This is a genomic window from Flavobacterium praedii, assembly GCF_026810365.1.
Taxonomy (GTDB): Bacteria; Bacteroidota; Bacteroidia; order Flavobacteriales; family Flavobacteriaceae; genus Flavobacterium; species Flavobacterium praedii.
The window spans coordinates 3,641,279-3,654,976 of the sequence record NZ_CP113948.1 but is presented as its reverse complement, the minus strand read 5'-3'; the positions used below and the strand labels follow the sequence as shown (position 1 = coordinate 3,654,976).

The window sequence follows — 13,698 nt, the reverse complement described above, 5'->3', positions numbered from 1 at the left end:
TTATTGAAAGTAAATCTATTCTAATCGTCCTTAATAAAAACTTAGAATAGATGTAAATTTTTGTTAATTGTTTAATTAATTGATTCAATTAGTCAAAATATAAAAAGACCAAAAGTACTATTTTGAATAATATTCGTACATTCGATTTTACTACCCCAAACTCTGTATCAAAAATAAAATAAATGTGGATTTAATTTCATTTAGTAAAAAGCTTAAAAAAATAAAAAAACGATCCCAATGAAAGCAATAAAAAAATCATTTTTAATATTTTTTATTTCATCATATTCTTTCTCACAAAATATATTCATTAAATATATTGGTAATACTGATGATGCTATTATGTTAACTTGTCAATCTTTAGAATCATTGCAGTCACCCTTCGTATTTAACAAAAATAATAGAGATTTAAAAATAACATTAGATCGCTCAACAACACTATTATGCAATCAGGTTACTAGAAATACATTGATTTATGTGTCCCCAAATGAGACAATTGAATTTGATATAAATAAAAATGGATTAATCAGTTATTATTGCAACTCCAATAAATATCGAAAATCAGAATCAGAATTCATAAATGATTGTTATGAAAAATTCGGAAAAACTGAAAATATTTCAAATTATAATGAGCTTAAACAGATCCGTTTATTGAATGGCACATCAAAGTATTTTGATAAAGAGTATACCAAAGAGTTAGAATTACTGGAAATTTATTATAAAAAAGAGAAAGTTTCAAAAGAATTTTATCAATATTTCCAAACAATGTATTGGTGTTTAATCAAATTCAATGAATTAGAAAACAAAGTTATAAATCCAGAAACTTACTTATCAATAGAAAAAAGTTTTAATGAAGCTGATAAGTTATTGGCTATCGAAGGATATAAAGAATTGCTATGGAATTATGTTGCAAGATCCATGAAGAATCTGAATTTAAAAAATGATTTATATTCTAAAATGGACTTTGTTGCTAAAAATATTTCCAACCAAAAAATTAGAGATTATTTATTATATACCAATATTAATTACTCCTTAAATGATCGATTCGGAAAAACAGTAGTTGATGAACAAAGTATTGAACTTTTTAGAAAAAACTGCAAAAACCAAGAATACATTGATGCAATAAATCAAGATTTACTACCAAGAACAACACCTATAATTATTAATGATGTTATAAAAAAGCATGCTGGAAGATTGGTTCTGGTTGATTTTTGGGCATCGTGGTGCATACCTTGTCGAGAAGAGTTACCGAGTGAAAAAAAACTGATGCAAAAATACCCAAATGTAACTTTTCTATTTCTATCCATTGACAAAAGCAAAGCGGCTTGGCAAAAAGCAATGACTCAATACAACGATATCCTCAACAAAGAGAACAGTTTTTTACTTATAAAATCAGAAAAAGACGAGATATTAAAAGAGATAAACCTATCTACAATTCCTCGTTGTGTCTTGTTTGGAAAAGATGGAAAAATCATCAATCTTGATGCTCCACGACCTTCCAGCACCGAAATGGAGACATTGATTAAAGCAAATTTATAGCAAATAATGAAATTAAAATTAAACAGCACTCGCCACAATAAAACCGCTAGTCCAAGCATTCTGGAAATTAAAACCTCCTGTAATAGCATCAATATTCACGATTTCGCCTGCAAAATAGAGGTTTTCGTGTAGTTTGCTTTCCATAGTTTTGAAGTTAATTTCTTTTAAATCGATTCCTCCAGCAGTTACAAACTCTTCTTTAAAAGTGCTTTTGCCATTGACTTGGAACGTGCAATTAGTCAATTGTTTCACTAAATTTTGCAATTGAACTTTAGACAAATCTGCCCATTTGGTTTCCTCTGGAATATTCGAAGCCAAAACTAAACTTTCCCATAATCGGTTTGGAAAGTCAAAAGGAGATTTTTTGGAAACGGCTTTTTTGGTGTGTTCTTGTTTTACCGTTTTTAGCACTTTTTCAGCATCTTCGGCATCCATGTCATTTAGCCAATTTACAAAAATGGTAAACTGATAATTTTTATCGAATAAAGTTCGCGCTCCCCAAGCCGATAATTTCAAAATGGCTGGACCACTCATTCCCCAATGCGTGATTAACAATGGTCCTGTTGAGGTTAGCTTCGTGTCTTTGACTTTTACCGTAACTTGAGCCGCTACGCCAGGCAATTCTTTGATTCGGGAATCTTTTATGTTAAAGGTAAACAATGACGGTACAGGACTTACAATCGCGTGACCTTGCTGTTGCAGCATTTCCCAGATTTTGGGGTTACTTCCTGTGGCAAGAACTAATTTTTCTGCAATATAATTTTCGTTTTGCGTTTCCACTTTCCAAAAATTATCTTTTTTGAATATCGATTGTACACTTTGTCCAGTTAGAACTGCTATCCCCAATTTTTGAGTGGCTTTTATAAAACAATCTATAATAGTCTGCGAAGAATTAGAAACGGGAAACATTCTTCCATCTTCTTCAATTTTGAGTTCTACTCCATGCTTCTCAAACCATTCAATAGTATCTCCCGAACAAAATTGATGAAAAGGACCTCGCAATTCTTTCTCGCCACGTGGGTAAAACTTCACCAATTCGTTCGGTTCAAAACACGCATGGGTTACATTACAGCGTCCGCCTCCAGAAACGCGAACTTTTCCTAACACTTCGGCTCCTCTTTCGAGTATGGCAACTTTCATTTTTGGATTTTTCTCCACAATATTGATGGCCGTAAAAAAACCTGCAGCTCCGCCGCCGACTATTATTATGTCAAAGTTTTGATTCATGATTGTAAAAGGAAATAAATTGGAATGCAAAGGTAAGTTATTGAAGGGATAACCGCAGATTTGCAGATTATATTTTGATAAAGAACAGATTTATGTGCAATAATGGTTTGTTTCGCAAAGCTACACAGAGAAAACCCAAAGATCCACGAAGTCTTTTTGAAATTTGAAAAACAAGTATTTTCTTTGCGAATCTTAGAGACTTCTTCGCGAATCTCCGTGAAATAATTTTCTACTACCTATTTCAGTTTAATTCATTAAACCATATCCAAAAAATCGGTAATTATGCCATTTACTTTGAACGATTTCATTTTTTGAATATCATCCGTTTCATTTACTGTCCAAGGGAAAACCAGAATTCCTTTCTCTTGAATTTTAGTGGTATATTCATTGGTCAATAATTGAAAATCGGGATGCAAGGCTGCAGCTTTCATGAACCGGGCAAAAGAAATGGCTACGTCCAAATCGGTTTCGGTTAGAACTCCAATCCGAATTCCATCGTTTAAAAATCGAACTTGTTGCAACGCATTCCAATCAAAACTAGATACTAAAAAATGAGCGTGATTCCAATTTTTGACAGAAATATAATGCTCTATTATTTGAACCACTTTCTCGGCTGTATCTTGATTTTTCAATTCAATATTGACAAAACACCTTTGATTGACCAAATCCAGAACTTCCTCTAATGTTGGAATTTCATAGGTATCGTTGATTCGAAATGCCTTTAATTCTTGTAATGTCAATTGGTTCACAACACCTTTACCGTTGGTTGTTCTGTCTACAGTTTCATCGTGAATCACTATCAAATGACCGTCTACGCTTAGATGCACATCCAGTTCGATTCCGTCTGCTCCCATTTGTAGTGCTTTTTCAAAAGAAACCAAGGTATTTTCGGGTTCATATCCTTTGGCTCCGCGATGTCCTATTTTGAGTATTTTGTTCATAGTTATACAAATATAAAAAAACGCCTTCATTGTTGAAGGCGTTTCTATTCAAAAGTCAATTACTTATGCAAATTGACGCTATTTTAATGAGTCTTAAAAGGTTTTTAAATCCTGTTAGTATGAAGGCAAAAAAGCAAAATCTTTCCCTTGAGCCCCGATTGAAGTGAAAATCCTTTTGTGCCGGTGTTCGGCACAAAAGATTGTAACGGAAAGCGGGACGATATTTCCAAAGAAGCCTAATCTTTCTGCTTCAAAAATTATTTCTTTAATTCCAACAAAACGATATCAAACTCACTGTCAACGGTAACTTTACCATTCAAAACAGTTGCCATTTTGCCGGAATAGGCATCTTTTATTTTGGCTCCATCTTTGAATGCAGTACCTACAGGAATTTCTTTTTTTCCTTTGGCTAAATCCAAGCCTATTACAACGGTATCTGTGTAATTCCCTCTTGTAAAAGTTCTGGAACACACATACGGTTTTGCCGAAATGGCTACATTCACACCAGCTCCCACTGCAGGATGATTTTTTCTAAATTGACCTAATTTTTGCCAATGCAAAAGCACTTTTTGAGTCTTTGCATCGGTTTTTACAGCATCCCAATTCATAAGCGAACGCAATGTGGCATCACCTTGAGTTCCTTCAATCACCAATGAACGTGCAGATTCATCTCCGTAATACACTTGTGCAATTCCTGGAGTCAAAAGTAATTTAGTACCACTTTCGATGCTTTTTTCTCTCTTGGCATCAAAAGGACCTCCATCATCATGCGATGATAAATAATTCAAAACACTAAAACCTTTCAATTGATTATTCAACAAATCCGAATATTTTTGAAACATAAAAGCATAGTCTTTTTGAGCATCACTTTTGAATTCAAAATTGATCATTCCCGTAAAACCATTCTCGTAATAATTTACTTTTTTGTCTCCAAAATCAAATAGCTGTCCGTTGCTGATGTTGTAATTGTAGACTTCGGCAATGGTGTAAAATGGATTGTTGTCTAACACTTTGGTTGGATTGTTTTTTTTCCAATCTGCAAAAGAATAGTCGCATTGTGTTTTAAAATCTGCCCAAACACTTTCATCTGTATGTTTTACAGTATCGGCTCTATAACCGTCAATTCCGAACTCTGTGATATAATCTGTTAGCCATTTTATGATGTAATATTTTGGAGTTCTTGGGTAGCCCGTTCTTTTGAAAAATGCATCCAATGAAGCCACTTCTTTTTCATATCTTCCTTCAGCTTTCCATTTTTCGATCAAAAAAGGAGGTAAAGGTACTTCTACTTTGCTTTCCGTTTTTACATCAGGCAAATTCGCCACCAATGTACAAGCGGTTGTATTTTCGAAATTGCTGTATTGGCATTTAGGCTCTGTACGAACCCAGCCTTCTGGCCAAACCGTATCTATTTCTGTAACTGGTCCCGTATGGTTGATTACACCGTCAAGCATAATTCGGATTCCTTTGGCATGTGCTTTTTTCACCAATTCAGCCAAGTCTTTTTTGGTTCCAAAGTTTTTATCCAATGCCGTCCAATCTCTTGCCCAATAGCCGTGAAATCCATAACTCAATCCAGTTCCTTCATCAACACCATCGTGGATTTGTTCGACAACAGGCGTAAACCAAATCACATTGATTCCTAATTTGGTAAAATAACCTTCATCTACTTTTTGAGTGATCCCTTTGATGTCTCCACCTTCAAAACCTCTTAATTTTCCAGTAGTTTTGGTTCTGTTATAATTTAAATCATTCGATTTATCGCCATTAGCAAAACGATCGGTCATCAAAAAATACAAGTTGGCGCCTTCCCATACAAAAGGCGTTTTTTCTGTTTTTGTTTTTGATTCTTTTTTATCTTGAGCACTAACAAAAGTGGTTACTGCTAATAAAAATAGGGCTAATACTATATTTCTACTTTTCATTTTATAATTGTATTTTAATTTCGTTATCCAATCCTTTTTTCAATACAACTGGAATTTCAAGATTGTTTCCATTTGTTTTAAAATCTACATTTACACCGTTTACAGTCACTTTACTTGGTTTTCCTGCGATATTATGAACTAAAAAAGTAATGTTTTTATCTTCGCTTATAAAAGATTTACCTGTAACCGTATTAATTTTAACCGTAATCAATTTATTGGTTGAATTACTCGAAAAATCGAGTATTTCATAAGCTCCTTTTTCAAAATCATTTGGAGTAACACCATCGTCATTGTATAATTTTCCAGTACTTGAAGTTGCTTTTTCGTCGTAATAAAAATGCAAATCAAAATTAGCCAAAGAATATTTTGTTGTATTCTGAATCGTTTTTATCATCGGAATAAAAGCGCCACCACGCACAAAAACTGGAATATTGTCTGCCGAAACAGCTATGTTTGCTGTTGTTCCTGCCTCTTGTTTTGCTCCAGTATAAAAATCATACCAATTACTATTTTTTGGAAAATAAATCGATGTACTTGTAACGCCCGCTTTTGTAATTGGAGTCACCAGAAAATCATTCCCCCACAAATACGAATCACAAGAATTCAACAACTTTTCGTTGGTTGGTTCTTCAAAAAATAAGGGACGCATTAATGGTAAACCTTTGTTGTTGTTTTCAAATGCCAAAGTATAGTTGTATGGCAACATTTGATAGCGCAACTCGATTTGTTTTTTTACTTTAGCTTTAGTCACGATGTCTTTATAAACAGGCTCCGAAGGCACATCTTCCTGTGCATGCGGACGATAAACAGGTTGAAAAACTCCATACTGCAGCCAACGCACATACAATTCGTTATCAAAATAATCGCCTGCAAAACCCCCTAAATCGGAGTGCATATAGGCCATTCCCTGCATTCCCATTTGCAATGCAATTTCGGGTTGAGATTGTAATCCTTCCCAAGAACGGCTCACATCACCAGACCACGGAATCATTCCGTAGTTTTGAGATCCTGAATATCCAGCACGCATTAGAATAAATGGGCGTACCGTTGGAAAATCAGTTTTGTAACCATCACGAATCATTTTGGCCCAATTATGACCATAAATATTATGCACTTCATCGGCAGGTCCTTGGGCTGTAAATGTGGCGGAAGGGAATACTTCTGGTTCACCCAAATCGCCCCACCATCCACCAACTCCTTGGTTGATTAAGTTTTTGTAAATATTCCAAAACCAGGTTTTACCTTCGGGTTTAAAAACATCTACTAGTCCTGTATTTCCAAAATAAAAATCATATTTAAACGGATTTCCTGCTTGATCTGTAGCTAATACTTTTTTATCCACTGCTTCTTGCCATTTGCTTGAAGTGGTAAGTATAAAAGGCTCCGTGATCAGAATGGTTTTAACTCCTTTGCTGTTCAAATCGGTTATCATTTTCTTAGGATCAGAGAAATTGTCTTTGTCCCAATCTAGGTTACCCATTGTACCTTGAACGGTTTTTCCAAACCAATACAAATCCAGAATTATGGCATCTACAGGTATTTCGTCTTTGATGTATTTGTCAATTGTTTTGGCGACTTCGTCTTGAGAATGGTATCCAAATCGACTGGAGAAATTTCCCAAAGCCCAACGAGGAACAAGCGGTTGTTTACCAGTCAATGAAGTATAATTCGAAGTCAAATCAGCCCAAGAATTACCAGCAATTACTTGATATGTTTTTCTTCCTGAAATGGTTTCATAAACCAATGTATTATCTTTTTTACTGTCCAAATCCAACCAACCAATGGCTCCGTTATCAAAATGAACGGCATAAATTTTGGAAGATAGTACTAACGGAATCGAGAAATTCATTTTTTTCGAATGCGTTCCATATCCATAATCGGCTTGGTTGTATAGTTCCAAACGGTTTCCACGACGATTCATTCCCAAGGCTCGTGCTCCAGCTCCATATAAGGCTTCGGAAGCATCCAAATTAAACTCTAATGTTTCTTTTGGCTGTTCTTTGCTAATGGTAGCTTTCTCCCGTTGCACATATCCGTTTTTCTCCGAAATTAATTCCTTGTTTTTATACAAATACGAAATTTGAAAAGGACTTTTTACAATAGAAACCGAAATCCCATTAGTGGAAAATACTAATTCGTTTTGAGTTTGCTTTATTTTAAAAGCTACTTTTTCAGGAGTTAAAATAACTGCATGCGAATTGGAAATTAAGTTTTCTCCAGTTGGCAAAAAAGTGGTTTCAATTATTTTATCCGAATAAGGTTTGATATAATAAACTCCATCGGAAGTTTTAATTTCCAAGGTGTTTTTGACTACTTTATAACTTTCGAATTTTCTGTTTGCATTTTGTGCAAATGAAATACTTGAAATTAAAAGAAATAGAATTATTTTTTTCATGACTGTTTTTTTTTTGAACCATTAAGACATTAAGATTATTAAGCTTTGCTTGTAATTTGATGACTAATCATGGTAAATTTTTTTAAACCTATTTTATTTTTTGGACCATTAAGGCATTAAGTTTATTAAGCTTTGTTTATAATTTGATACATAAAAGGGCAAAGTTTTTCTTAATTAAACTTAATGACTTAAAGGTTTATTCAATTATTTTGAAATTCAATAGCTGATTTTTAATCTAGCCTGGCGAAAAATTCGTTAACAAACGGTTTTAATGATTTAGAAATATTTAAAGTGTAAAAATTGATTAATAAACCTTGAGGAATCTCTAATAACTTCATATAAGTTAGTAATTGCGCCTCGTGAATTGGTAAAATTGCTTCAACTGCTTTCAACTCTACAATTATTGTGTCATTTACCATCAAGTCTAGTCTTAAATCTGCATCAATTTCTAAATCATAATATTGAATAGGAACAGATAATTGCTGTCTTACTGAATAACCATTAGTTTCTAACTCATATTTCAAGCATTTTTCATAAACACTTTCCAATAATCCTGGTCCTAGTTCTTTATGCACTTTTATTGCATACCCAGTAATTTCATAAGACAATTGAGTCACTTCTTTTTTGGTCATTTTATTTTTATTAAATCATTAAAAATTAAGTTTATCAATTTACAATTTTTCTTAATAAACTTAATTCCTTAATGGTTTAAATTTTTTATTTTTTCACTTCAATTCCAAAAGTAGAACCGATTTTCCTTCGATAGTAATGTCATTTTTCAAATCAATAGTTTTCCCAGAAAGCACGTCGTTTCCTGTTTTATAATTTAAAATACTTTCTTGAAAACGATTCGTTGGAAAAGTTTTAGAATCTTTATTATTATTGATGACCACCATAACCGATTTGGAGTCTGTATATCTGAAATACACATACACGTTGTTTTCTGGTATATAATGTTTCATTTTTCCAAAATGTACCACATCATTTGATTTTCTCCAAGTAAATAATTGAGATGAAAAATCAAAATACTTCTGTTGTTCGGGAGTTCTTCCTGCTTTAGCGAAAGCATTATTCTTATCACCTTCCCAACCGCCTGGAAAATCTTGTCGGATAGCAGCATCCCCCTCTTTATCTTTGTTACCAGCCATTCCAATCTCTGAACCATAATAGATTTGAGGAATTCCTCGAACTGTTGCCAACAAAGTCATGGCCATTTTATATTTTGAAAAATCATTTTTATAAATCTCATTGAAACGATTTGTATCATGATTCTCCACAAAAGTCATAATGCTATTGATATTTGGATATAAAAAATCGTTGGTGAAATTTTCGTAAACATTAATCATACCCTCATTCCACTTACCATTGTCTTCATTGAATACTTTTCCTAAAGTCTCTGTTAATGTAAAGTCCATAACAGATGGCAAATACGAATTATAATTTTCGATAGCAGCAATTTTACTATCTTTTTGCCAATACGCCATTTGGGCTTGGGCATGCATCCAAACTTCACCAACGATATTAAAATTAGGATATTCATCAGTAATTGCTTTGGTCCATTCGGCTATACCTTTTTTGTCGCAATACGAATAAGTATCTACACGAAAACCGTCCAAATTAGCATATTCAATCCACCAAATTGCGTTTTGTTTCAAATAAGTATTCACCAATGGATTCGATTGATTCAGATCGGGCATCGATTTTACAAACCATCCATCCATACACATTTTAGCATCAATTTGAGACGCATTGTTATCAAACTGAGTGGTCATTCTGTAATTTGTTTGCGCATAACCTGGGAATTGATGTATCCATTCATAGGTAGGTAAATCATTCATCATCCAATGTTCAGCTCCCCAATGATTGGTTACATAATCCATGATAAGTTTCATGTCGCGTTTGTGCAATTCGGCCGAAAGTTGTACATACTCATCATTGGTTCCAAATCGTGGATCTATTTTATAAACATCCGATTGACCATAAGTATGATAAGAATAGGCTTTATCATTATCTTCACAAAGTGGTGTAGGCCAAAGTGCTGTTGCTCCTAATTCTTTAATATAATCCAAATGCTGAATCATCCCCGCAATATCGCCTCCATGTCTGCCCCCTGGAAGTGCTCTATTCCCTTTTTCATAAACTGATTTATCACTGTCGTTTTTAGGGTTACCATTGGCAAAACGATCTGACATTACAAGGTAAATCAAATCGGATGCATCATAACTCTTTCTGTCTGCAGAATTTACTCTTCTTTGTTTTAAACTATATTTTTTTGTGAATACAACCTTTTTATCTTTCGAAAATGAAAAAACAAAATCTTGTGCCGTAACATCTTTTGTGTCAATAGTAACGAAAAGGTAATTTGGATTTTCCGTTTTTTTAACTTCTTTTATAACAATACCATTTGATACGGATACTTCATTTTCAGAAATATTTTTTCCATAAAACATAATTTGTAACTCTGGATTCTTCATTCCTGCATACCAAAATGGAGGTTCTATTCTGTTAATTTGAGAAAAAACAGAAGTAGAAATGAAAAATAATAAAAAAAGAAACTTTTTCATTTTGTCTTAAATTTAAAAACCCTTTCGAAGTAAAACTAAGAAAGGGTTTATTATTAGATTTAATACTAGTTGTTTGGTTGAACTAAAACTGGAACCCCGTTTACATAAACAGTGAGCTCTTTTGATCCCTCTAAGGATAGTTTTGTTTCATTGTGATCTACCGCAATTTTTAAGATCTGGTTTCTAAAGTTGATTTTAAACGAATAACCTCCCCATTCTTTAGGGATTTTTGGTGAAAAATGAAGTGCATCATTTTTTACTCTCATTCCTCCAAATCCTTCAACGATACTCATCCAAGTTCCTGCCATAGAAGTAATATGACACCCTTCTTCTACTTCTTTATTATAATCATCCAAATCCAAACGTGATGTTCTTAAATAAAAAGCATAAGCCATATCCATTTTGTCTAACAATGCCGCTTGAATAGAGTGAACACAGGGAGAAAGAGAACTTTCGTGTACTGTGAATGACTCGTAGAAGTCGAAATTTCGCTCCAATTCTTCTTTAGAAAAATGTTCTTCAAAGAAGTAAAAACATTGCAAAACGTCAGCTTGTTTGATATATGGAGAACGTAAAACACGATCCCAAGACCATTTTTGATTGATTGGTCTTTGTGAACGGTCCAAATCTTTTACTGGAACTAAATCTTTGTCTAAGAAACCATCTTGTTGCAAATAAATACCCATTTCTTCAGATCTTGGAAAATACATATTTCCAGCAACTTTATTCCATTCCTTCAATTCTGTATCAGAAAGTTTTACTTTTTCCATAATACGTTTATGGTCTGAAGGATATTCTAAAGAAACTTTTTGAATTTGCTCATATGCATAATCAATACACCATTTTGCAATATAATTGGTATAGAAATTATTATTAATGTTATTTTCATATTCATTTGGACCTGTTACACCCAAAATCATATATTGATTTTTGTTTTTAGAAAAAGAAGCTCTTTGATGCCAAAAACGAGCAATTCCGATTAAAACTTCTAATCCTTTTTCTGGAATATAACTGTAATCACCAGTAAAACGATAATAATTATAAATAGCAAATGCTATTGCTCCATTTCTATGAATTTCCTCATGTGTGATTTCCCATTCGTTATGGCATTCTTCACCATTCATCGTTACCATTGGATACAAGGCTGCACCATCTTTGAAACCTAAATTTTGCTCGGCATTTTCAATGGCTTTATCCAATTGATTGTAACGGTAGGTCAATAAATTACGGGCCACTTGTTGGTCTTTTGTTGCCATATAAAATGGTATACAATATGCTTCAGTGTCCCAATATGTTGATCCACCATATTTCTCTCCAGTGAAACCTTTTGGTCCAATATTCAAACGTGAATCTTTACCTAAATAAGTTTGATTCAATTGAAAAATATTAAATCGGATTCCCTGTTGTGCTTTAACATCACCATCAATGGTAATATCTGACATTTCCCAAATTTTTGACCAAGCATCAATTTGATCTTGCAATAACTGATCATATCCTTTAGCTAAAGCTGCCTGTACAACATTCTCTGCTGCGGAAATCGTATCTGAATGATTTAAAGAAACGGTATAGCCTCCAATTTTTTGGATAGCTGATTTTTCTCCTTTAGCAACAATAACATCATAATAAAATAAAATCTTATCGGAAATTGTATCAACAGAAGTTGGTGATAGATTTTGTTTTTCCCCTTTAGCAAAAATTGTGTTTTGCATAAAAGTAGTAACTTTAAAATGTGTTTTAAAAGTTTGTGCCGTTACATAAGCTTCATTTCCAGACTTTTTCACATCCAAAGGTTCCCAAAATTTTTCTTCCCAGTTGGCATCTTCATTTGTTACCCCTGCATCAATGTAAGGCTTGTATATAATTTTAGCATCTTTATTTAAAGGTGTAATTTCATAATTAATAACTCCTACTTCATCTAAGTTCAAAGATAAAAAACGACGAATATCAACAGCTATTTCAGTTCCATTTTTTAAAGTAGCTTGAAAAGAACGATGGTACCACCCCTCTTTCATATTCAATTCACGACGAAAATCTTTAACTTCAGTACACGTATTTAGATCAAAATCCTCTCCGTTTATTTCGATATTGATACCTATCCAATTTGGAGCATTTAATACTTTGGCGAAATATTTTGGGTATCCATTTTTCCACCATCCTACTTTAGTTTTGTCAGGATAATAAATTCCTGCGATGTAACTACCTTGAAACGTTTCACCTGTATAATTTTCTTCAAAATTTGCTCTTTGTCCCATAGCTCCATTACCAATGCTAAAAAGACTTTCTGATGATTTTACACTCTCTCTATCAAATCCTTCTTCAATGATAGACCAATTGTCTGGTTTAATATAATCTTGATTCATTTTTATTTTCAATTTAAGGGGTAGGGTTTGAAGTCTAAGAATAAAACACCTATTTGCTTCATTCCTCTTTTAACCTTATCTTTTTGTTTTAATTGTTTATTAATAATTCCAAAAAAGTGGAACTTATTTGCGTAAAATCTTTAAAAATATATTCTGCTTCATGAAGCGTTTCTTCTTCCCCAATACCGATGCTTAACATTTTTGCAATATTGGCAGCTTGTATACCTGCAACAGAATCCTCAAAAACAATTGCATCTTCATTAGCTACATTCAATAATCGTGCTGCTTGAAGAAAAACTTCTGGATCTGGTTTTGCATTGGCAACATCATTACCGTCAACAATAACATCAAAATAAGACAAGGTACCTGTTTTTTCAAGGATTGGCTTAGCATTTTTACTTGCAGAACCCAATGCAATTGGCTGATTATTAGCTTTTAAAAACTTTAAAACTTTCATTACTCCTGGCAAAATCTCAGTCTCATTCATATCCACGAGATACGAAAGATAATCTTCATTTTTCTGAACTAACCATTTGTTTTTATCTTCTTGTGACGCTTTGACATTTCCTAATTCTAAAATTATGTCTAAAGAACGAACTCGACTCACTCCTTTTAACAATTCATTATGTTCTAAAGTGAAGTCAATTCCTAGTCCATTGGCTATTTTTTTCCATGCTAAAAAATGGTATTTGGCAGTGTCTACAATCACACCATCCAAATCAAAAATAAATCCTTTTTTCTTTTCCATTA

At 33.2% G+C, this 13,698-nt stretch carries 9 protein-coding genes; 1 reads left to right on the top strand and 8 read right to left on the bottom strand.

The window, feature by feature from the left end; all coding sequences use genetic code 11:
* The first annotated feature begins 237 nt into the window (after positions 1-237).
* Positions 238-1,536: a TlpA family protein disulfide reductase gene (locus OYT91_RS15465; protein WP_281238669.1), complete on the top strand. Its 1,299-nt coding sequence runs from the start codon at positions 238-240 to the stop codon at positions 1,534-1,536.
* Between the two features lie 18 nt (positions 1,537-1,554).
* Here OYT91_RS15465 and OYT91_RS15460 read toward each other — a convergent pair whose 3' ends face one another.
* From OYT91_RS15460 to pgmB, 8 genes are all read right to left on the bottom strand, one after another.
* Positions 1,555-2,763, bottom strand: coding sequence for a BaiN/RdsA family NAD(P)/FAD-dependent oxidoreductase (locus OYT91_RS15460; RefSeq protein WP_281238668.1), 1,209 nt, complete (start codon positions 2,761-2,763; stop codon positions 1,555-1,557).
* 254 nt (positions 2,764-3,017) lie between these two features.
* A complete protein-coding gene (locus OYT91_RS15455) occupies positions 3,018-3,704 on the bottom strand; it encodes a glycerophosphodiester phosphodiesterase (RefSeq protein ID WP_281238667.1) in 687 nt (228 codons plus the stop codon).
* Between the two features lie 257 nt (positions 3,705-3,961).
* Positions 3,962-5,629: an alpha-amylase family glycosyl hydrolase gene (locus OYT91_RS15450; RefSeq protein ID WP_281238666.1), complete on the bottom strand. Its 1,668-nt coding sequence runs from the start codon at positions 5,627-5,629 to the stop codon at positions 3,962-3,964.
* A 1-nt stretch (position 5,630) separates the two neighbouring features.
* A complete protein-coding gene (locus OYT91_RS15445) occupies positions 5,631-8,024 on the bottom strand; it encodes a glycoside hydrolase family 31 protein (RefSeq protein ID WP_281238665.1) in 2,394 nt (797 codons plus the stop codon).
* Between the two features lie 230 nt (positions 8,025-8,254).
* Positions 8,255-8,656, bottom strand: a complete 402-nt coding sequence (locus OYT91_RS15440) for a GxxExxY protein (RefSeq protein ID WP_269224011.1) — start codon at positions 8,654-8,656, stop codon at positions 8,255-8,257.
* Positions 8,657-8,749: 93 nt separating this feature from the next.
* Complete coding sequence (locus OYT91_RS15435) at positions 8,750-10,588, bottom strand: glycoside hydrolase family 13 protein (protein ID WP_281238664.1); 1,839 nt, start codon at positions 10,586-10,588, stop codon at positions 8,750-8,752.
* Positions 10,589-10,653: 65 nt separating this feature from the next.
* A complete protein-coding gene (locus tag OYT91_RS15430; RefSeq protein WP_281238663.1) occupies positions 10,654-12,948 on the bottom strand; it encodes a maltose phosphorylase MdxK in 2,295 nt (764 codons plus the stop codon).
* A gap of 88 nt (positions 12,949-13,036) precedes the next feature.
* Positions 13,037-13,696: a beta-phosphoglucomutase gene (pgmB, locus tag OYT91_RS15425; RefSeq protein ID WP_269224014.1), complete on the bottom strand. Its 660-nt coding sequence runs from the start codon at positions 13,694-13,696 to the stop codon at positions 13,037-13,039.
* Positions 13,697-13,698 lie beyond the last annotated feature (2 nt).